The sequence below is a fragment of the Cohnella massiliensis genome, assembly GCF_900169535.1.
In the GTDB taxonomy this organism is placed as follows: Bacteria; Bacillota; Bacilli; order Paenibacillales; family Paenibacillaceae; genus Cohnella; species Cohnella algarum.
Genome location: NZ_LT821259.1, coordinates 2057621 through 2077474 on the forward strand (window position 1 = coordinate 2057621; position 19854 = coordinate 2077474).

The following is a 19854-nucleotide window of genomic DNA, read 5'->3' on the forward strand; positions in this document are numbered from 1 at the left end:
CTCTCCCTTAAATGCGGTTTTGGTCGCAGCCGGGTTGAAGCAAGCTTTTCAAATAGCGCAACAGGGCATCGAACTGCATCCGGGCGTCCGCCTTGTCGGGACCGACGGCAATGGAATGGGTCATGATGCCTTCCTGAAAGGAAGCGGCAAGCCTGGCGACGTGCGCGATGTCCGTGACGGGCGAGAACTCTCCGCGCTCGACGCCGGCTTCGAGCAGATTCGCAAAACGCGAGATTCCCTTTTCATAGCGCTTCAAAAGCGTTCCCCGCCGCGTTTCGTCGCGCCAGCCGATCATGAAATACTCATAGAAGGCCGAAAATAATCCGCCATGGGAAGAATGCAGAAGCTCCTCCAACTGCTCGGAATAGAGCGCGGCAACCGTTTCCCACACGGACGCCGACGATTCCGTAAGCTCCTTCAGATGCCGTTCATGCTCTGCGTCCAAATGATCCAACAGTATTTCGAAAATCTCATCCTTGGACTTGTAATACAAATAGATCCAGCCCCGGCTCATGCCGGTCTCCTCGATGATATCCTGCAACGTCGCCGCCCCGTAGCCTTTTTCCGCAAAGACGCGCTTCGCTGCATCGAGGATTTGCAGGTTTCTCCGCTCTTTTCGTTGATCCGTCAGTTTGGGAGACATATCGTCGATTCCTTTCCGCAATTAAAAAATGAACTAAGTGCCATTTTAATAATAATGACACTTGGTTCATTTTGCAATACGAAGTTCCGATCTGCCCTCGTTCGCGCCCCGAGCATGAAACGCGTTTCCCAACAACGAAACCGCCCGCATCGGCGCGCAAGCCGACTGTGGGCGGTCTGGATTTTCAGGACGATGGGGAAGCTTAAACCGTTTTTTTCGCCAAGCTCATTTCCGCGCACATGAGGGTAAAGGCGCCGGCGCCGTGCAAATCGTTCTCGCTCGTCGGACGGGCGATATAGTGGGCATAGTCCCCGATGCCCGTGCCGATACATATCTGGCCGATGACCAGGTTGCCGTTCTCGTCGAACTTCAGCGTGTCGATCACGCCCTGATAGCCCTTCCAGGCATACTGCAAATACTTGGCATCCAGATAGCCGAAGCGCACGGCTTTGGCAATGGCATGAACGTACAAGGCGGTGCAGGAATTTTCCAGCCAATTGTCCGGGCGGTCGCCTTTGTCGACGACCTGGTACCATAAGCCGGAAGCATCCTGGAATTTCGTCAGGGCGATGAGAAGGTCTTGCAGAATGGCGACCAGCGCCGGCTTGTCCTTGTGGTCCTCGGGCAAGTATTCGAACATTTCCAGCAAGGCGACGGGGTACCAGCCGATCGCCCGCCCCCAGAACTCCGGCGCCAGACCCGTAACCGGATCCGCCCAAACGGCCGCCTTCGTCTCGTCCCAGCCGTGGTACAGCAAGCCGGTGCGGGGATCTTTCGTATGCTTCGCCATGAGGAGCGCCTGGAAGGTCATCATGTCGAAATATTCGGGTTCCCCGAACGTTTTGGCGAACTGCACGGCGATCGGACCGGCCATGTACAGTCCGTCCAGCCACATTTGATTCGGGCTATGCTCTGTATGCCAGAACCCGCCCGAAGGATTGGTTTTCCATGTTTTCAACAAGGGCACGAGCCGATACAGCGCTTTTTTGTACTTCTCGTCTCCCGTCTTCTCGTACAGGTTGAAGAGGAGCACGCCCGGCTGGATATCGTCCAGCTCGTCGGGCTTGTGCTTTTTGATGCTGCCGTCTTCGAGAACCTGGCTGTCTACCCATCGTTTCAAATACTCGTAATAGCGATCGTTCGCGGTAAGACGCCAGCATTTTTCCATGCCGGACAGAAAAACACCCTGATGATAGTGGAACCGGTCGGGCGGGAGCTGCTCCGGCTCGTATTTGGCCATCAACGCTTCGCAGGCTTTTTCCGCCCAGCCGATCGGGGTCGTCGTTTCGAGCGGCATTGCCCCGGCATTCGCGGCTGAATTTTCCATTTCAATCCATCCTCCCACATTGGTTTACCTCTATAGTAGCATCGGAAAATGTACATTATTTGCGAGAAACAGCGAAAACTTCTTATATCTTGCGGTAAATGAGGACGAGTGTATAATGGAAACGAAACGGAGGAAAGGCGGAAACGGGATGGGGGATCTTCACTACGATAACGGCCAAGGAACCTTCTCGGTATCCTACCGGAAGGCGCTGCGGCACCATATGCCGGCCGATCATTTTCACGGCACGTTCGAAATCTTCTGTCTGCTGTCCGGCGAGCGGCGATTTTTTATCCAGGATCGGACAATGGACGTAAGCGAGGGCGATATCATCATCATCGCACCGAATATTTTGCATCGGACGACCGACGCGAGCTTGCCCGAGCACGAACGGCTGGTCGTCAATCTTCATGAGCGCGATATGGCCGTGGTCAACGGCGCCTATAGGGAACATTTGCGGCCCTTGTTCGAGAGGGAGTACGTCATCGTCAAATCGCCTCCGCACGAGCGGCATGCCGTCGAGGCGCTTGCTCGCGGCATCGTTCAGGAAGTTCGGGAACGTAGAGCGGGCTTCGAGATTTACGCGCAAACGCTTGTTCTTCAGCTGCTCATCGTTTGCTGCCGCCAAATCGCCCAGAACGTCGCGGAGCCGCCGGCGTCTCCGAGCCCCATGCACGATCGAATTTCCGAGGTTGTCCGGTACATCAACGGCCATTACATGCTGGAGCTTTCGCTCGAACAGCTGGCGGAGACGTTTTACGTCAGTCCGTATTATTTGAGCCGCTTCTTTAAGGAAGCGACCGGCTTTACGTTCGTGGAGTACGTGAACAGCGTCCGAATCAAGGAGGCAAAGAAGCTGCTCGAGCAATCCTCCATGAAGGTCAATCTGATTGCCCGCAAGGTGGGCTTCGGCAGCGTGACGCATTTCGGGAGAGTGTTCAAGTCGGTAACCGGGTACCCGCCGCTGTTCTACCGAAAAGGAAAGCGGCATGTCCCGCCCGAGCGGCGATAAGCAAATCGCGAAATGGGCCTCGAATGATTTTCCTCCGGCCACAGAATACTACCCTCCGAAGGAGGTGTTCTTATGAACATTATGGACGGAATGGATGCGGCCCGCTTTAAATCCGGCAATCCGAACGGCGAGGCGGCAAAGGAGAAGGCCGGGAAGGACCGCAAAGAAATGGCAAAGCCCGTATTGAGGAATCTCAACAACAAGTAGCTTGCTACCGAGCGTAAAGTGTCTGTTATCGGGGACGGCCGGCCCGGCGGAAGGAGCCGGCGGCCGGCCCTTTGCTTCGGCGGCTCCGGTTGCCTTCTGTTTCGCGCTGAAACCTGATATAGTATCGAAAAACGGCGTCGCCTATATCGCAAAAGAGGAGCTCAGGCCATGAAAGATTTATTTACCCCGTATCAGCTTAAGGGATTATCGTTAAAAAACCGCGTCGTGATGCCGCCGATGTGCCAATATTCGGTATTCGAAAAGGACGGAATCGCGACGGACTGGCATTATACGCATTATGTCAGCCGGGCCATCGGCGGCGCCGGCTTGATCATTTTCGAAATGACGGACGTCGAACCCGACGGCCGGATTACGGACTACGATTTGGGCTTATGGTCGGACGATCAGGTTCCCGCGATCGCCCGCATCGTGGAAGCTTGCCATCGGTACGGAGCGAAAGTAGGCATCCAAATCGCGCATGCGGGACGCAAGGCCGAGGATGCGGACGAACCCGTCGCGCCGTCGGCGATTCCGTTCGACGAGCGTTCGAAAACGCCGAGGGCGCTTTCCGCCGGCGAAGTGCAAGAGATGGTGAACAAATTCCGCCAGGCGGTGCGCCGAGCCGTTCAGGCCGGCGTCGACGCGGTCGAGCTTCATGGAGCCCACGGCTACCTGATTCATCAATTTCATTCGCCTTTAACCAATAAAAGAACGGACGATTACGGAAAAGAGCTGACGAAGTTCGGAAAAGAAGTCATTTGCGCCGCGAAAAGCGAAATGCCCGAAAGCATGCCGCTCCTCATGAGAATTTCCGCGGCCGAGTACGTGGAAGGCGGATACGGCATTAAGGAAAGCATTGCCTTTTCGAAGGAGTACCGGGAAGCGGGAGTCGATCTGTTCCATGTCAGCGCCGGGGGAGAAGGTCCGATCGCCGCGGATGGCCGGCCGGGAACGCACGTCGCCTATCAGGTGCCGTTGGCCAGAGCCGTCAGGCAAGCTCTTGACGTTCCGGTCATTGCGGTCGGAAGGCTTGACGAACCGGCGCTGGCGAATTCCGTGATCGGGAACGAAGACGCGGACCTGGTGGCCGTCGGAAGAGGGATGCTGAGAAATCCTTATTGGACGCTGGAGGCCGCGGCCGCGCTGCGGAAAAAAATCGATCTGTCCAAGCAGTATGAGCGCGGCTTCCCGAATTTTAAATAAGCATGAGGACTTTCGCAGCGGCAGCTTTTCGCCCTTTCGCTTCCCCGACGGGAAGCGTAAGGGCTTTATTTGCGTTTCGGGACCGAAGCGCGGTTTCCCGCCCCGCTTCCCGGATTCCCGGATTCCCGGGAAACCTCCTCTATCGTTCGGGAACCGCGATTTCGTATCGTTAAAACGAACGAACGATCTTGTAAAATTCAGAGGAGGAGTTGTAAGATGAAAGCAGAAAAAAGCGGGGGAAAGGTTCTCCCCGTGCTGTTCCGTTTTTTCGTCGTCGTGTTTGCGGCAGGGGGATTATTCATGCTGCAGGGGTTATCCGAAGGGTTGGAGCCGTGGGTTCAAGGCTTTATGGCCTCTTCGCCGCTTCCCGACGAAATTCGGTTTCACGCCGCCGCTCACGGGGCGCTGATCGGCATCCTGTTCAGCCTGACGCTGCTCGCCCTGCTCAAAAATCCGCAGAGCAAGCCGGTCCTGCTGCGCTTTTACTTTGTCGGGCATTTTATTTTTCTCGGGACGCTGACGGCGACCGACCCGTCGCTTGCGCTGCAAAGCGCGTTCGTCTTCGTGATGTTCGCCGTCGTGCTCCTGGTTCTGTACGGCACGTACGGCCAGCGTCGGGAGATTTTCCGCCCTTCGGAGCCTGTCGTCCTGAACCGGCCGCTGCTCCTGTTGAACGGCATCGCGCTTCTGGGGCTGCTCCCCGTCATGGTCATAGGCGTCGTGCAGCAATTCCAGGATCCGGTGCAGCAGTTCCGCTGGGGAGAAGTCACCGCTCTTTCGCTTAATTTGCTGTACGGCGGTTACTTGTCGGCCAGCGGACGAAACGGCTCCCGCACGCTTGGCATCGTGGTCGGCATCACGTACGCGTTCATGGGCGCCGCCGCGATCACGATTCCGAACCATCCCGGCAGCTGGGGCCTTTGGGGCGGACTTGCGGCTGTCGTCTTCGGCATCGTTTATACGGCGGCCGCGTGGCGGTTGGCGGAAGCTCGCAAGGAAGCCTCGCTGCCGCCAGCCGCGCAAATTCGGTAAAAGGGGAATGTTATGAAAACTGAAGCCGGGGAGCGCCTTCGGCCGAATTCGCCCCCCGGCGTCCGAAGCCATCCGGAAGGGTGGTTATCGGCCGTTCGGTGGCTGTCGCTCGCAATCAACGGCGCCGTGGCGTATCTTTTTTTGGCTAAAATTCCGACCTACTTCGCCTACATGCGGGACGAATGCCACCGAACGGCCTGCGAATACGCCGCCATCACGCCGCTGCCTTGGGACGCGCTCGAGAGATTGAACCTGACGGAAGAAGGCTTTGCCTATCTTTACTGCGCCATCGCTCTGATTTTCTTCGCGATCTATTGTTCCGTCGCCCTGCTTATTCTGGCCAAGCGGCCGCGAGAGCCGTTCTCCTATCTGGCCTCGGTGGCGCTGATCGCGTTCCCTTCCTCATTGATGATTCGGACGCAGTGGAGAGAATGGGAATGGCTCGGCGCGGCGGCCGAAGGCCTGTCGTTCGTATCGCTGATCCTGCTTCTGCTGCTGTTTCCGAACGGCAAAGCGGGGACGAAGCTCGTGGCGGGAGCGGTCATCGCGCTGGCGGCTATCCGTTTGACGACCGTTTTTTTTCCGGACGAGCCGTGGGGCCGTTGGCCGTTCTGGGTTACGCTGACCTGGTTCGTGCTGCAATACGGCTTGCTCATCCTCGACCGGTTCGTCCGCTATCGGCGGACGGCGGACGCGGTCGAGCGCCAGCAGACGAAATGGGTCGTATACGGGTTTCTGCTGTCGCTAACCGGCCTCGTCGTCGTTTCGCTTCTGCCGCTGCTGCTGCGGACGGATTTTTACGAGACGCAGGATTCCGTCTGGATGTTCGTCCTCGATCTGGGCGTCCAGCTGGTCATGCTGCCGATACCGATTACGGTAGGCATCTCGGTCATGCGCAAACGGCTTTGGGACATCGACCCGATCGTGGGCCGCACGATTGTTTATGCCGGACTGAGCGCGAGCATCGTCGCATTGTACTCGTTTACCGTGTGGTATTTGTCCGTTCTGTTCCGAACCGGACAAAACATGTTTTTTTCGCTGGCCGCCGCCGGGGTCGTCGCCGTCCTGTTCGCGCCGCTGAAAGAAAGGCTCCAGCGCCTGGTCAACCGGATGATGTACGGCGAACAGTCCGATCCTTTCTCGGTCTTGTTCCGGCTCGGAAACCGGCTCAAGGAGACGGTGACTCCGGAAGAGGCGCTCGACACGGTCGTCCGTACCGTCAAGGATTCGCTTCGCGTCCCTTACGCGGGCATCCGAATCGTTCGCGACGGCGCGCCGTCCCTTGCGGCGCAGCGGGGAGACGGGCAGGCGGAAACCGCGGAATTCCCGCTTGCGGCCGGAGGCCAGGAGGTCGGCACGCTGCTGGTGGCCGCCCGATCGCCGGGCGAGGCGTTCGGCGATGCCGACCGCCGGCTGATCGAGGCCTTGTGCCGGCAGGCGGGCATCGTCGTGCAAAGCGTCGGCCAGTCGATGGATATCCGAAGGCTGCTGACCGACCTGCAGGAGTCGAAGGAGCAGCTCATCTTCGCCAGGGAGGAGGAGAGGCGAACGATGCGCCGGAACCTGCACGACGACATCGCGCCGCGGCTGGCCGCCATGCGGCTGACGGCCTCGCTGGTCGCCGACTGGATTCGCAAGGACCCGAACAAGGCGATCGAAATTGTGCAGCAGTTTCAGAAGGATATCGGCGATACGGTCGAGGAAATCCGATCCATCGTCTACGATCTTCGCCCCGCCGCGCTCGACGAATTGGGCCTGGTCGGAGCCGTTCGTCAGCGGATGGAGCAATTGGAAAACATCCGCAAGGTGCGGGAGCTGACCGACGCGCCTCCGCTGAGGATGACGCTCGATTGTCCGGAAGCTCTTCCTCTTTTGCCGGCGGCCGTCGAGGTCGGCGCTTACCGGATCGCGACGGAGGCGCTCGTCAACGTCGTGAAGCATGCGCAAGCGAGCGAATGCCGCGTTCGCATCGCCGTTGAAGCGCAGCCGGACCCCGAGCTAGCGGTCGAAGTAACGGACGACGGGATCGGGCTCGCCGAGCGGATCGGCCGGACGGACGGAAAGGGCGGACTCGGCTTGACCTCGCTGCGTGAGCGGGCAGCGGAGCTGGGAGGCTTTTGCGTCATTGAAAAGTTGGCCGGCGGCGGCACTCGCATAGAGGCCCGTCTGCCGCTGAAATCGATGTCCTATCGGGGAGGGGCGCATGACAACCATTAGCATTCTGATCGCGGACGATCATCCGATGTTCCGGCACGGCGTCCGGAGCGTGCTGGAAAGCGCCGAAGATATGCTTGTCGTCGGAGAAGCGACGACGGGGGACGAGGCGGTGGTAATGGCCTTGGAGCTGAAGCCGGACGTGGTGCTGATGGATATCCGCATGCCCAGCCGCAACGGAATCGAGGCGACCGCCGCCATCAAGGCCGAAGCCGGGGACGTCAAAATTCTGCTGCTGACCATGTTCAAGGACGACGTTTCCGTGTTTACGGCGATGAAAGCCGGCGCCAGAGGCTACATCCTGAAGGATTCGGACAAAGACGACATTTTGCGGGCCATTCGCGTCGTCGCTTCGGGCGAAGCGATCTTCAGCCAGGATGTGGCGAACCGGATGATCGAGATGGCGACGCGTCCCGCGCACCGGGCCGATTGGTTTCCCGAGTTGACGTATCGGGAGAAAGAGGTGCTGAGCCTGATGGCGGACGGGCTGTCCAACGCGGACATTTCCCGGCGAATGGAGATCAGCTTGAAGACGGTGTCCAACTACGTGACGAATATTTTGAACAAGCTGCAGGTCGCCGATCGGGCGGAAGCGGTCCGGCTGGCCGCGAGCGCCCGCGACGAGTAGGGCGTTTTCTATCCTTCCAAATACCTAAAAAACCGGTATCGGGCAAATAGTTCGTTATTCACCCGCCTCGTTCCCCGTCCGTATTTAAGTAATGCTGCGGATTCATTTTTCCGGAATGAAGTAATCGATTTCGCTGAATCTTCCGTAATAATTTTCAGATTGTCATCCACACGCGGAATGCGATTTCGAACCGGCGCGGCCGGAAAACTGGAGGTAACCGACCCGATGTCTTTGCACGAGTACCAAGCTTTTATCGGAAAACGATTGACGAGCAGCATTTTCGATAACAAAGGAACGTTATTGATCGCCGAAGGAACCGTCCTTCATGAAAGCCATATCGACAAGCTGGCCAATTTCAACATCCATATCGACGAGGTCAGGGCCGCGGCCGACGAACTGCCGGCTTCCGCGGATCCCGTCCCTTCCGCTGCCCGCGAAAGAGCGAAAAGGACAGAGAAATATTTGTACGAAATCGAGCTTTTCGTCCGGAACAACGGCGTCGTCCCCGTCGCCGATGTCGAAGAAAAAGTGATTCCGTTCATTAATGAAACCGCAAAGAAATACAATTTATTCCAAGTTTTCTCCGAACTGAAGGAACAAGGGGATTTTCGCTACAAGCAAATCATCGGCGTCGCCGTCCTGGCCACGTCGCTCGGCAAGCGGCTTCGGCTGGACGACGCCGAGCTGGCGATTTTGACGACGGCGGCGGTCCTCTACGACATCGGTTCGGTTAAACTGCCCTCGTCCCTGATCAACAAGCCGGGCCGGTTCGAACATCACGAGTACGAGATCATGAAACAGCACACCCTCCTCGGCTACGAGCTGCTGAAGCAGTCCGACGTCGACCCCCGCGCGGCACGGGTTGCCTTGCAGCACCACGAAAGGGAGGACGGCAGCGGGTATCCGAACGGTCTGAAGGGGAACCAGATCGATCGGCTCAGTAAAATCGTCGCCCTGGCGGACGTGTATATGGCCATGATCTCGGAACGGCCGCACCGGCCCGCTTTTTCGTTTTTTCAGGTCATCGAGGAGATCCATCGGGGCATAATTCAGGATCGGTTCGACTCCGTGATCGGCATGACCTTTCTGGATACGCTTCTCGGGACGCTGGTCGGCTGCGACGTCCTGTTGTCGGACGGCCGGAAAGGGAAGATTATCCTGACCAACGCGAACTCTCCGACGAAGCCGCTCGTCGCGCTCGACAACCATGATTTTATCGATTTAAGCAAAGAGAATCATATCCGGATCAAGGAAGTTCTCGGTTAAGAAGATTGGCGACAGGCGATTCCAAGCGAAATTAACCGATTCCAACCCGCGAGTGCCGCGGGTTTTTGTTTTTGCGTCGATCGAACGCAATCCAGCGGAGAGTGGCCCTATACGTACACGGCCAAGAAATCCGATTGGAGCATCGACGGTTCGAAGGACGGCGATCCGGTCTCCGGTACGAAAACCTACTACGAGGAACTGGAAATGACGATTCCCGTTCAATCGGCTTCCAATTAACCTATCTTACCCGGGCTGGTATCCAGCCCGGATTTTTCGTTCTGAAGCGACTTGACAGGCGATTTTTATTATGGTTATTATGGATGCAATAAGTCTATAATTAGGAAAAAGACGGTTAAGGAGGAATTGGTCCTATGAAATACGATGTTGCGATTGTCGGAGGCGGGCCCGCGGGATTGAACGCGGCGCTGGTGCTTGGAAGAGCGAGGCGGAGCGTCGCGCTGTTCGACAGCGGCCGCCCGAGAAACGGCGTGACGCACGCCTCTCACGGATTCATTACGCGAGACGGGATTCGGCCGGCCGAGTTTCGGCGCATCGCTTACGAGGAGGTGCTTGGCTATCCGTCGGTTCGGCTTTGGCAGGCCGAGGCGACCGACATTCGGAAGTCGGAGGACGGCTTTGTCGTGGAAACCTCGTCGGGCGAGCGCTTGCAGGCTCGCAAGGTGATATTGGCAGCCGGGTTGAAAGAGGTGTTTCCGGAGATCGAGGGGCTTCGCGACTTTTACGGGAAAAGCCTGTTCAACTGCCCGTTTTGCGATGGCTGGGAGCTGCGGGATCGGCCGCTTGCGGTCGTTTCCGAAAATCCGTCCGTGTTCCATAAAGTCAAGCTGCTGTTGAATTGGAGCCGGGATCTGGTCGTATGCACGAACGGCAGCGGCGCGTTGAACGCCGAACAGCGGCTGCAGCTCGCGTCCCGAAACATACCGGTCGTGGATACGCCCGTCTCCGCTTTTTCCGGCCGGAACGGCCTGCTGGAGCGGGTGCATTTCGCGGATGGCACGCATATGGAGCGAAGCGGAGGATTTCTCGATCCCGTCCAGCTTCCGCATGCGAATTTCGAAAAAGCGCTGGGCTACCAAACTTCGGCAAACGGAGGGATCGCAACCGATGCGATGGGACGGACAACCGCTGCCGGCGTATACGCGGCCGGCGATTCGGCCTATGTCATGCCGTCCCAATTGATTTTCGCCGCCGCTTCGGGAAGCAAGGCGGCGATGGCCGTAATGGCGGACTTGACGGAGGAGGACTGGAAATCGCTATAAAAGGCCCGATCGACGGCGGCCGTCCGCGATTCGGTTAAGTCGCCTTCCTGCGCCTGATCAGCATAACGATAAACAGCAAGACAGGGAAGGCGGCGTGGAAAATCGGATACGCGTATAAAACCTGTTTTCCCATCCAGATGTGGTGCGTATAATTGGGCGAATGGAAGGAAGCGGCATATACGGCGGCCCCGACCAGAACGGACGCGAGTTTATAGTTCATGCGGGTCAGCCGGCGCAGGCCGACAGCCGCCCCGATACTGAACGCCGCCAGTTTCGTTCCCAGGCCGATAAACAGAATCAGGACGAAAATGATGTCCATTCGCTCGAAAACGTTGCCCACTTCGATCAACTGCACCGCTTGCAGCAGCGGAAGCGAACAGTTCGCGGCGATGCCCGGTCCGAGCACGAGAATGATGATCTGATTGAGGACGGTAAGCGAAAGGGCGATCGAAGCATAGGCGATATACATGGATTTCTTGACCTTTCGGACCGAGTTGGCGACCAGCGGGAAAAAAACGAGGAACAGCACGGCCTGCCCGAACGGAAACGACAAGATTTCGGGAAACGCGGCATCGAGAATCGGCTTCCAACCGTTCTCCAACATGGGGAACATGTTTTCGATCCGGATCTGTCCTAGACCGGCCAGCAGCAGCATGAGAATCAGGTAACTTGCGAGCGTGATCGGAAAAATCGCCAGACTAAACTTGAACAGGACGGGAGCTCCCAGACGGACCGTGTTGGTGATAACCAGCACGGTGATCAGCAGAAGGATGAACAACGGGGTTCGATTGAGAAGGATAAGCGCGGCGATCTCGCCGAGGTCTCTCAGGTTTTGCGAACCTTCGTAAGCAAAGTATCCGACAAAAACGAAACCTGCTCCCGTCCCGATCCACTTGCCCCAATAGCGGCGGAACAACTCGAACAAATCGCGCTCCGGGTCGGTCCGGTAGATGGCCATGTACAGCATCAGCAGGACGAAGCCGGCCGCCGCCGCGGCAAGCATGGCGAGCCAGGCGTCCTGCTTGGCTTCGGGGCCCATCAGAAACAGCGTCGTGCTGCCGACCTCGAACAAAACGAAGCAGATGACCAGTTCGGAAATTCGCGTTTTTTGTCCGTTCACCTTTGGGCCTCCTTCTGCCGGCTTTCTTTTTACCCTTTCGCGTTTTCCCTGTCCTGCTTTAACGGTTTCAGCGACAGACCGATGCGAATGACGGAAACGCGTATGTGCGGTTGAACCTCGAGCTTCGGAAACTGTTCGGTCCATTGATCCTTCAGCTTCTTCCAATCGTTCGGATATTTCCGGTGGATTTTGTCGGCAAATCCGGGCAAATCCGCCTTTATGCGCATGGCGGCGCTCCACCCGGTATCCATAATGTCCTCGATCTCTCGTTCGATTGCGTTCCCAAGCTGGCGAACGGCTTCGTTTTTCGTCAAATCGAGCTTGCATTCGGACTCGAGCACCTCGCCGCTTACATTGACCCGGACAAGCATTCGAAAACCGTCCTGTTTTTTCTGCGGGGTTATTTTCGTTTCGGCTTTATCGATCCGCAAGGTGGAAAAGGCGTCCCGATTGGAACCGGACGGACAAGGGACGGCAAGAGCGCTTTGTTTGATGTCGCCCGACAGCCAGGAAATCCCGTAGCTTTCCTTGAACGTAAGCCGACCGATCCGGCGGCCGTCCTTGAAGACGGACTCTCCCGTCAGGCCGAGCTTGGATTCGTTGTGCGTTTGTTTGAACGATTCCAGCGAGGACAGTTCTTTGCGGGACTTGGCGTCCCGTTTGCCCATCAGATTGAGTTCCGGAACCCCGATCGCGCGCGAATCGGAATACAGGCTTTGGGCAAAATCGAACACCCGGACGGCCGGATAATAGCCGGAATTCAGTTCCTCCTTCGAGATGATTTTATTTAACGCGTCTCCCGGAAGCTTTTCCAGCGGCACGAACAGCTTCAATATGTCGGAGGCGCGTCCCTCGGTTACCGCCATCATCACCGTCTCGCGTGCCTGAACGCTGCGCAAATATAAATCGACCACTTCCGAAAGGCCATGTTCGGCGGCGGCTTTTCCGATGACGATAGCATCGGTGTGCGCAAAGTAGAGTTGACGGGGAATTTCCAGGTTGCTCTTGTTAGCAGCTTCGCAAAGGGTCCTTCCTTCCGCCGTGAAAACGTGGACCGACGATTGGGTGGTGCCTCCGCCGCCTCCGCCGCCTCCGCCGGACCACATGCCGGAGGGAACGACGACCTGATAAGTAACATTCCACTTCCCGTCCGCCCAATCGATGCCGGTGGCGGATGTAATGCCGAGCTCGTTCAGCTCCCTGCGGTCCCAGCACCCGGCAAGAACAAGGCAGAACGCGGCGCACATCAACAACAGGGTAACGGATCTCGGCATCAGTCTTTCTCCTTGCGGTTCGATTCGCCGGTTTGCTGTCTCGTTCGGTTGAGGACGCTGATCAGCTGCGGCCGCGTTCGCATGGCTTTCCAGGGAACGCGGACGAACACATCCTTCAGATTTTGCAGCGACAGCGGGGCGACCGGGAGAAAATAGGGGATGCCGAACGACGTCAGCGAAACCAGATGGATCAGCAGCGGAACCAACCCCGCCAAGACGCCGAACAGCCCGAAGGAACCGGCCAGCAGCATAAGGCCGAAACGGATGAGCCGGACGGACGCCGCCATCGAGATGGAAGGGATGACGAAGTTGGCGATCGCCGTAAACGAGACGACGATGACCATCGCCTCGGAGACGAGTCCGGCCTGGACCGCGGCCTGTCCCAGCACGAGCGCGCCGACGATCGAAATGGCGGGGCCGATGACCCGCGGCATGCGCACCCCGGCCTCGCGGATGACCTCGAACGTCAGCTCCATGAGCAGCGCTTCGAGCAAAGCCGGAAGCGGAACGCCTTCCCGCTGCGCGGCCAGACTGATCAGCAGCGTCGTCGGCAGCATCTCCTGCTGAAACGTCGTAATGGCGACGTAAAGCGATGGAAGCAGCAAGCTGACGAAAAAGGACAGGAAGCGAATCGCCCTGATAAAGGTAATCAAATCGTATCGCTGGTAGTAATCCTCGCTCGACAGGAAAAACTTGAAAAACGTGACCGGAAGCACGAGCGCGAACGGCGTGCCGTCGACCAGCACCGCGCAATGGCCCTCCAGCAGGTAACCGGCGATGGCGTCCGGCCGCTCGGTATTTAAGATGGTGGGAAACGGCGTAAACGTATGGTCTTGAATCAGCTCCTCCAAGTACCCGCTTTCCAGAACGCCGTCGATGTCGATGGCATCGAGCCGCTTGCGCAATTCCGCGAGCACGGCCGGATTGGCGATGCCCTCGATGTACGCAATCGCGATTTGCGTCCGGGTGAAGCGGCCGACGGTTCGGTGTTCGATGCGCAGCTGCGTCGTCCGGAGTCTGCGCCGAACCTGCGTCAGATTGGTGGACAACACCTCCGTAAAGCCTTCCTTCGGCCCGCGAATGACCGTTTGCGAAGACGGCTCTTCGATGCTTCGTTTATCTCCGCCCTGAACGGAGACGGAAAAGGCTTCGCTGCATCCGTCGACGAGCACGACCGCCGAACCGGCCAAAACGGCCGAATAAAACGCTTCTTCCGTCGGAACGGCGACCGTGTCTCCGGAATGGACCCGATCCAGCAGTCTCTGTCGAAGCAAGCCGGGAGAGCGGGGGGCTTCGGACGCCCCGGACGCGACCCGGACCAACGTTTCGATCGTTTCGCTTATTTTCATCACATCGACAAGGCCTTCTATGTAAAATACGGCCGCCAGCGGCATTCCTTCTTCGTCCCGCCCGATTTCCTTCGCGATAAAATCGGGGCTTTGGCCCATTTTGGCGCAGGCTGCGGCGACAGCCGCGCGCAGCGGCACGCCAAGCAGAGCTTTCTCCGGCAAGGGGACGGAGGGCGCGTTATTCTCCCGTTTGCCGCCGTTCTTCGATTGGCGAAACAGCCCGGCAATCAGTTTGACAAACATATCATCACTAAGCCTTTCTTATCCAAACTTTTCTTATTATATCCAGAAGGCGATGGGCTATCCGCTGAACGGAGATGACGGCATGCCGAAGCACCGTTCGGCAGACGAGACGGTCTAGAACAAAAAAAGAAAACGGCAAATGTGCCGTTTTCCATTCCATTTTCCCGTCCGTTCCGTTAATTGCGGGAGCGCTGCATAAACCCCGTCCATGCATTCGCGTAGGAGGGAAGTCCCGTATACCGCGCTTGTTCGAAAATCTGAACGGCTGCGTTCGCGACCTCGACGTCCTGGGCGCTCGTTCCGCCGCTTACGCCGATGCCGCCCGCGATTTCCCCGTCGCGAACGAGCGGAATTCCCCCGCCGAGAATGACGAGCCTCCCCCGGTTGGTCGTATTGATGCCGAAAGTCGCTCCTCCCGGGAGCGCCGATTGGGCCAAATTGGCAGTCGGCATCTGCATGGCCGCGCTGGTCCAGGCTTTGCCGATAGCAATATCGATGCCCGCGATCCGGGCATTGTCCATCCGATGAAAAGCGATCAGGTTTCCTCCGTCGTCGACGATCGCGATGTCGGATTTTAATCCCATTTGCCGAGCTTTTCGTTCCGAGACTTCCAATAGCTGCTTCGCTTCGGCCAACGTCAGTTTAACCATCCAACCTCTCCTTCGCTATTGCGTTCCTACAGGATATGGACGTTCGCCCGTGTTGGTGAAACCGTGGCAAGCCATGCGACGATCGCCAACAGAACCGCTTTGCATCAGGGCTTAATAAATGGGATCGTCCACTTTTAATAGGTCGTTTGCCTTTAAATGTAAATATATGAATAGTTGAATTATATTGGAAAGTGTGTTATATCTTAAACGAATGAAGGCATCTCGCCTAACGGGGCGGGGTGTCTTCGTTCTATACAATGCGGAAAGGATCGATAGGGATGAAAAAACGCATCATAACGGACTTTGAGTACCGGGCAACGAAGATGGGGGGGCATATCTACGATGAGCCATAGTCTGACGAACCGTTTCAGGGATAGCCTGTCGAGCCAACTGGACTATTTCGATAAAAATATCAACGAGCTGCTGAACGCCTTGCCGAGTTCCGGGGACAAACGCCCGCTCAAAGATTTCGTGGACAGGTACTGCCGGCATGCGAAAAGGTGCCTTGACGGAACAAGCGGCGAGGGGCCGGATACCTTGGTGTGGATCGGGTCGAACGTAATCGTCCGAAACGAGACGGATCGGATGGACGAACAGCTATCGATCGTGCTGCCTATGGATGTCGACCCCTATTCGGGACGCATTTCGTTTTTGTCTCCGGTGGGCCAGCGAATTCTGCTCTCGAGAGCCGGATACAGCACGGAAATCGACTGCCCCGGCGAAAAATACTGGATCACCGTAAAGCAGCATTCTTTCGGATACGAATAAGACGAGCAGGTCGTAGATATACGCTACGGTTCCTTCGTCAAAAGATTTAACCGGAATTCGGAGACGCAGCGAAGCGCCATTCTGATCATTTACAAAGCGGAGGAAGCATCCTTATAAACATTGAAGGGAGCAGGAGCCGTATAACGGGTTCCTGCTCCCTGTTTATTGTACGTCCAGCATAGGCTATCGGGATTCCGCTGCCGTTCGCTTGACCGCGGCTTCGTTCCTATCGTTCGTATCTTCGGAAGCTTGCGTCCCGCGTCGAATAAAGAATGAAAGAAGAAGCGCGATGACGCCGAATCCGACAATGACGACATACGAGTCGTTGATGCCTTGAATCGTGGCGTCCAGAGTCATCCGCTCTTGCGAAGCGCCATCCGTTCCCCCGGCGGTCATCATGTCGGTTAAATGCGCTTGAGTCCGGTTCGTCATAATCGTGACGAGCAGGGAGGTGCCGACAGCGCCGGCCACTTGCCGAATCGTATTGGAGATCGCGGTGCCGTGCGCATGCAGCCTGGACGGCAGTTGATTGAGCCCGGCCGTCTGAATGGGCATCAGGAGCAGGGCCATGCCGATGCGGCGGCCTGTCGACATGAGCACCAGATACGTATAGCTGGTCGATTCCGTCAAGTCGATGAAACCGATCGTCGTGACGATCGTGATGAGTAGACCGGTCACAGCCAGCCATTTGGCGCCGAATCGGTCGAACAGCTTGCCGGCGGCCGGCATGAGAAGACCCATGACGATCGCGCCGGGAAGCATGAGCAAACCGGACTCGAGGGCCGTATAGCCGCGAGCGTTTTGCAAGTACAGCGGGAGCAGCATCATATCCGCGTACATGACCATCGTAACCGCAATGTTAATGACGGACGTCAAGGAGAACATGTTGTATTTGAAGGCCCGCAGATCCAGCAGCGGATGGCTTGAAACGAGCTGCCGCCAGGCGAACAGGGCAAGCGCCGCAACGCCCGCGGCGATCGTCGAAATCACCTCGGCGCTCGACCATCCTTCGCTGCCGGCGCGGCTAAAGCCGTACAGCATAGCGCCGAACCCGACCGTAGAGAAGACGACGCTGAGAACATCGAGATTCGTATGCCCCTTTTCTGATACATTTTTCAAATAAATCATGCCGCAAACGATGACGATGAGCGTTAACGGAATCATCCCGTAAAACATCGTTTCCCATGCAAAGCTTTCCAGAATGTAACCGGCAACGACCGGTCCGATCGCCGGGGCGAAAATGATCGCCAACCCGACCATGCCCATTGCGGCGCCGCGCTTTTCGGGAGGAAAAATCGTCAAAATGACGTTCATCAGCAGCGGCATAGTGATGCCGGCGCCGGCTGCCTGGATCATGCGCCCCGTCAACAGGACCGGGAAATTCGTCGCCAAGGCGGATACGATCGTGCCGACAAGAAAGATCCACATCGAGGCCTGGAAAAGCTGGCGAGTGGAAAAGCGCTGCATCAGGTACGCCGTGATCGGGATCAAAACTCCGTTTACCAGCATATAGCCGGTCGTCAACCATTGGGCCGTTGCCGCCGCAATCTTGAATTCTCCGATCAGTTCCGGGATGGCAACGGTCATGACCGTTTGATTCAGCGTAGCCAAAAAGGCGCCCAAAATCATGGCGAACAAAACAGGGCCCCTCTTGATCGCGCTGCGGGCTGTCGTGCCGTCTTTACTCAACTTGATCCTTCCTTCCGCTTCAGTCATAGACTAGATTTACAAAGTGTCGTATAATTAACACTGCATAAATTAGTTTAGTTCCCGGCCCGTCAGGTTTACAAGCGACAGATTATCGCAGACTGTAAAGAAGTCCATTTTGATTTCGCTTTCAGTCGTTTATGCGGCAGATTTACGACATTTTCGAGCAAATTGTAGTTTGCTGCAGAAGGGATGGATCCGATTGGAAAATCGAACGACTCGTATCGATCCTCGCATCTTGCGCACGCGCCAATTGCTGAGGGATGCCTTCGTCGAATTGCTCCAGGAGATGGACGTGGAAAAAATTTCGGTCAATCGGCTTGCGGAGCGCGCCACGATCAACCGCGTTACGTTTTATCTTCATTATCGGGACATACCGGACATGATGGAAAAGCTGGCGGATGAAATGAACGAGGATTTCAGCCGGATTCTGCACGGCAAATCCCAAAGCGCCGAGGCTTCTCCCGAAGGCAAGGAAGCGACATTAGTCGAGCTTCTGGAGCATATTGCCCATAACGCGAAGTTTTACAAAGCCGTTCTCGCCACGAAGCGTCTTCCGATTTTCACGGAACGGCTGTCCAAGCTGCTGTCTGAAATGATTACGGAAAGACTGGAAAAATCGGAGAAAGACGTTTTGGCTTCCGGGTTGACGGTTCGAAGGGATATCGCAATCTGGTTCGGTTCCTCCGCTTTGATCGGCGTGATCATTTCCTGGCTGCGCAACGACATGCCTTATTCGCCGCATTTCCTGGCCGAACAATTTTCCATGCTGACATCTTCGCGCTCCCGATAGAAGCCGAAGCTTGACTTTTCGTACTGTAATAATTATCATTACAGTATTAAGACCGTTTTTTAAAATTTCAGGCAAAAGGCGGTGGCAATCATGAACTTTGCAATTGGCGATTGGGTGTCGGGGCATACGAGCCAAGGCGAGCTGGTTCGCGGATTCATCGATTCGATGCAGATAGAACAAGGTACGGTGAGCCTTCTCGTGACGGAATCGGATCATGAAGCCGCCGTCGGAAAGCTTTTGACGCTTCAAAACCGGGCCGTCCGTACGCTGCCGGCGTTCGCCGCGGACGATGAAAGCAGCATCCTGAACTTCATCGACATGGCGCTGACGACGAAGGACGAAGCGTGGTTCCGCGAGCTGTCGGAACAGCTCCTTGCCGTTCGGAACAAGGGCGTGCAAGTTCGGGAGCGAATCGGAGCCCCCTCCGGCATCCGCAATCGACTTCTATTCCATTGACCCGGAGGGAAGGGACCGGAATTCGATCCGAACGTTCTCGCGGGAATGAAATACGCTTTTCGATAAAGGCACGATCTCTTCGCCATTAGGGCGGGGGGATCGTGTTTTTTGCGGATTGGATGATAAAATGAGGTATTCCACAAATTTCGTCGGAGGAGGGGCATTAACGAACATGAGCGAACAAAACGGGGTGCGACGCAGCTTGCATTTACTTCTGGCCGAGCTGATCGACGGTCCGGAGGAGGGCCGGTTTACCTGGGTGCTGAATCCGGGTAAGGGAAACGGCTTGCTGGATTCCTTGAGACGTTTGAGCGGAGCCGAAGCTTCGGCCATCCGGATTCCCGGACGCGCAAGCATCGCCGCTCACGCAAACCATCTCCGGTTCAGTCTGGAGCTGTTGAATCGAAAGTCGAGAGGGGAAGCTCTATTCGCGGACGAGGATTGGGCAAAAAGCTGGGAACTGCAAACGGTCACGGAACCGGAATGGCGGGGTCTTATCGCGCGTTTGCAAGATGAAGCTCACTCATGGATGCATCATGTGATGACCGCCGAAACGGAATGGGACGAAAAAACGACGGTCGAGGCGATCGCAAGCTCGGCGCACGTTGCCTATCATTTCGGCGCGATCCAACAGCTCCTGCGCATCGGGAATCCCTCTTGACCCGAAGCCGAAGGTTCCGGGCAC

General features: G+C 56.9%; 19 protein-coding genes. 12 read left to right on the plus strand and 7 right to left on the minus strand.

Going from position 1 to position 19854, the window contains the following annotated elements; translation table 11 throughout:
* Positions 1-7: 7 nt before the first annotated feature.
* Both B7E11_RS23330 and B7E11_RS23335 read right to left on the minus strand, forming a co-directional pair.
* Positions 8-643: a TetR/AcrR family transcriptional regulator gene (locus tag B7E11_RS23330; RefSeq protein ID WP_080839344.1), complete on the minus strand. Its 636-nt coding sequence runs from the start codon at positions 641-643 to the stop codon at positions 8-10.
* Between the two features lie 202 nt (positions 644-845).
* Entirely contained in the window at positions 846-1970 is a 1125-nt protein-coding gene (locus B7E11_RS23335; protein ID WP_245809803.1) for a glycoside hydrolase family 88/105 protein, read from the minus strand.
* 115 nt (positions 1971-2085) lie between these two features.
* Between B7E11_RS23335 and B7E11_RS23340 the strand changes: the two genes are divergently transcribed.
* The 8 genes from B7E11_RS23340 (at position 2086) to B7E11_RS23370 (ending at position 10809) form a co-directional block, all read left to right on the plus strand.
* The gene (locus B7E11_RS23340) at positions 2086-2979 is read left to right on the plus strand and encodes an AraC family transcriptional regulator (RefSeq protein ID WP_338026310.1); all 894 of its coding nucleotides are present in this window, start codon (positions 2086-2088) and stop codon (positions 2977-2979) included.
* Between the two features lie 72 nt (positions 2980-3051).
* Positions 3052-3186: a hypothetical protein gene (locus B7E11_RS30695; protein ID WP_275901479.1), complete on the plus strand. Its 135-nt coding sequence runs from the start codon at positions 3052-3054 to the stop codon at positions 3184-3186.
* 168 nt (positions 3187-3354) lie between these two features.
* Positions 3355-4389, plus strand: a complete 1035-nt coding sequence (locus tag B7E11_RS23345; RefSeq protein ID WP_080839346.1) for an NADH:flavin oxidoreductase/NADH oxidase — start codon at positions 3355-3357, stop codon at positions 4387-4389.
* A 216-nt stretch (positions 4390-4605) separates the two neighbouring features.
* Positions 4606-5421, plus strand: a complete 816-nt coding sequence (locus tag B7E11_RS23350) for a hypothetical protein (protein WP_080839348.1) — start codon at positions 4606-4608, stop codon at positions 5419-5421.
* Positions 5422-5433: 12 nt separating this feature from the next.
* Positions 5434-7638, plus strand: coding sequence for a GAF domain-containing sensor histidine kinase (locus B7E11_RS23355; RefSeq protein WP_080839350.1), 2205 nt, complete (start codon positions 5434-5436; stop codon positions 7636-7638).
* The gene (locus tag B7E11_RS23360) at positions 7625-8263 is read left to right on the plus strand and encodes a response regulator (RefSeq protein WP_080839351.1); all 639 of its coding nucleotides are present in this window, start codon (positions 7625-7627) and stop codon (positions 8261-8263) included. The genes B7E11_RS23355 and B7E11_RS23360 overlap by 14 nt, the downstream gene beginning before the upstream one ends.
* Positions 8264-8488: 225 nt before the next feature.
* A complete protein-coding gene (locus B7E11_RS23365) occupies positions 8489-9529 on the plus strand; it encodes an HD-GYP domain-containing protein (protein ID WP_080839352.1) in 1041 nt (346 codons plus the stop codon).
* A gap of 371 nt (positions 9530-9900) precedes the next feature.
* Positions 9901-10809 carry an NAD(P)/FAD-dependent oxidoreductase gene (locus tag B7E11_RS23370; RefSeq protein WP_080839354.1) on the plus strand — a complete coding sequence of 303 codons (909 nt, stop codon included), beginning with the start codon at positions 9901-9903 and terminating at the stop codon, positions 10807-10809.
* A gap of 34 nt (positions 10810-10843) precedes the next feature.
* Here the strand turns inward: B7E11_RS23370 and B7E11_RS23375 are convergent, their stop codons facing one another.
* From B7E11_RS23375 to B7E11_RS23390, 4 genes are all read right to left on the minus strand, one after another.
* Positions 10844-11929 carry a GerAB/ArcD/ProY family transporter gene (locus tag B7E11_RS23375; protein ID WP_245809804.1) on the minus strand — a complete coding sequence of 362 codons (1086 nt, stop codon included), beginning with the start codon at positions 11927-11929 and terminating at the stop codon, positions 10844-10846.
* A gap of 29 nt (positions 11930-11958) precedes the next feature.
* On the minus strand, positions 11959-13203 hold the full coding sequence (locus tag B7E11_RS23380; protein ID WP_080839358.1) for a Ger(x)C family spore germination protein: 1245 nt from the start codon (positions 13201-13203) through the stop codon (positions 11959-11961).
* Positions 13203-14795: a spore germination protein gene (locus tag B7E11_RS23385; RefSeq protein WP_080839359.1), complete on the minus strand. Its 1593-nt coding sequence runs from the start codon at positions 14793-14795 to the stop codon at positions 13203-13205. Before B7E11_RS23385 ends, B7E11_RS23380 begins: the two co-directional genes overlap by 1 nt.
* A 176-nt stretch (positions 14796-14971) precedes the next feature.
* Complete coding sequence (locus B7E11_RS23390; protein ID WP_080839361.1) at positions 14972-15445, minus strand: GlcG/HbpS family heme-binding protein; 474 nt, start codon at positions 15443-15445, stop codon at positions 14972-14974.
* 342 nt (positions 15446-15787) lie between these two features.
* Here B7E11_RS23390 and B7E11_RS23395 point away from each other — a divergent pair, with 342 nt between their 5' ends.
* Positions 15788-16213 carry a GreA/GreB family elongation factor gene (locus B7E11_RS23395; RefSeq protein WP_080839362.1) on the plus strand — a complete coding sequence of 142 codons (426 nt, stop codon included), beginning with the start codon at positions 15788-15790 and terminating at the stop codon, positions 16211-16213.
* Positions 16214-16396: 183 nt separating this feature from the next.
* Here the strand turns inward: B7E11_RS23395 and B7E11_RS23400 are convergent, their stop codons facing one another.
* A complete protein-coding gene (locus B7E11_RS23400) occupies positions 16397-17842 on the minus strand; it encodes a DHA2 family efflux MFS transporter permease subunit (RefSeq protein WP_240353791.1) in 1446 nt (481 codons plus the stop codon).
* A gap of 280 nt (positions 17843-18122) precedes the next feature.
* Here B7E11_RS23400 and B7E11_RS23405 point away from each other — a divergent pair, with 280 nt between their 5' ends.
* The 3 genes from B7E11_RS23405 (at position 18123) to B7E11_RS23415 (ending at position 19830) form a co-directional block, all read left to right on the plus strand.
* Complete coding sequence (locus B7E11_RS23405; protein WP_080839365.1) at positions 18123-18713, plus strand: TetR/AcrR family transcriptional regulator; 591 nt, start codon at positions 18123-18125, stop codon at positions 18711-18713.
* 90 nt (positions 18714-18803) lie between these two features.
* On the plus strand, positions 18804-19169 hold the full coding sequence (locus B7E11_RS23410; protein WP_080839367.1) for an IDEAL domain-containing protein: 366 nt from the start codon (positions 18804-18806) through the stop codon (positions 19167-19169).
* Between the two features lie 172 nt (positions 19170-19341).
* Positions 19342-19830 carry a DinB family protein gene (locus tag B7E11_RS23415; protein WP_080839368.1) on the plus strand — a complete coding sequence of 163 codons (489 nt, stop codon included), beginning with the start codon at positions 19342-19344 and terminating at the stop codon, positions 19828-19830.
* Positions 19831-19854: the final 24 nt, after the last annotated feature.

What these genes read in the sequence shown, in the direction of transcription:
- B7E11_RS23360 (WP_080839351.1), top strand. Translation starts at nt 7,625, where the DNA reads ATGACAACCATTAGCATTCTGATCGCGGACGATCATCCGATGTTCCGG.
- B7E11_RS23340 (WP_338026310.1), top strand. Translation starts at nt 2,086, where the DNA reads ATGGAAACGAAACGGAGGAAAGGCGGAAACGGGATGGGGGATCTTCAC.
- B7E11_RS23395 (WP_080839362.1), top strand. Translation starts at nt 15,788, where the DNA reads ATGAGCCATAGTCTGACGAACCGTTTCAGGGATAGCCTGTCGAGCCAA.
- B7E11_RS23410 (WP_080839367.1), top strand. Translation starts at nt 18,804, where the DNA reads ATGAACTTTGCAATTGGCGATTGGGTGTCGGGGCATACGAGCCAAGGC.
- B7E11_RS23400 (WP_240353791.1), bottom strand. Translation starts at nt 17,842, where the DNA reads ATGATTTTGGGCGCCTTTTTGGCTACGCTGAATCAAACGGTCATGACC.
- B7E11_RS30695 (WP_275901479.1), top strand. Translation starts at nt 3,052, where the DNA reads ATGAACATTATGGACGGAATGGATGCGGCCCGCTTTAAATCCGGCAAT.
- B7E11_RS23350 (WP_080839348.1), top strand. Translation starts at nt 4,606, where the DNA reads ATGAAAGCAGAAAAAAGCGGGGGAAAGGTTCTCCCCGTGCTGTTCCGT.
- B7E11_RS23370 (WP_080839354.1), top strand. Translation starts at nt 9,901, where the DNA reads ATGAAATACGATGTTGCGATTGTCGGAGGCGGGCCCGCGGGATTGAAC.
- B7E11_RS23345 (WP_080839346.1), top strand. Translation starts at nt 3,355, where the DNA reads ATGAAAGATTTATTTACCCCGTATCAGCTTAAGGGATTATCGTTAAAA.
- B7E11_RS23365 (WP_080839352.1), top strand. Translation starts at nt 8,489, where the DNA reads ATGTCTTTGCACGAGTACCAAGCTTTTATCGGAAAACGATTGACGAGC.
- B7E11_RS23330 (WP_080839344.1), bottom strand. Translation starts at nt 643, where the DNA reads ATGTCTCCCAAACTGACGGATCAACGAAAAGAGCGGAGAAACCTGCAA.
- B7E11_RS23335 (WP_245809803.1), bottom strand. Translation starts at nt 1,970, where the DNA reads ATGGAAAATTCAGCCGCGAATGCCGGGGCAATGCCGCTCGAAACGACG.
- B7E11_RS23385 (WP_080839359.1), bottom strand. Translation starts at nt 14,795, where the DNA reads ATGTTTGTCAAACTGATTGCCGGGCTGTTTCGCCAATCGAAGAACGGC.
- B7E11_RS23415 (WP_080839368.1), top strand. Translation starts at nt 19,342, where the DNA reads ATGAGCGAACAAAACGGGGTGCGACGCAGCTTGCATTTACTTCTGGCC.
- B7E11_RS23380 (WP_080839358.1), bottom strand. Translation starts at nt 13,203, where the DNA reads ATGCCGAGATCCGTTACCCTGTTGTTGATGTGCGCCGCGTTCTGCCTT.
- B7E11_RS23355 (WP_080839350.1), top strand. Translation starts at nt 5,434, where the DNA reads ATGAAAACTGAAGCCGGGGAGCGCCTTCGGCCGAATTCGCCCCCCGGC.
- B7E11_RS23390 (WP_080839361.1), bottom strand. Translation starts at nt 15,445, where the DNA reads ATGGTTAAACTGACGTTGGCCGAAGCGAAGCAGCTATTGGAAGTCTCG.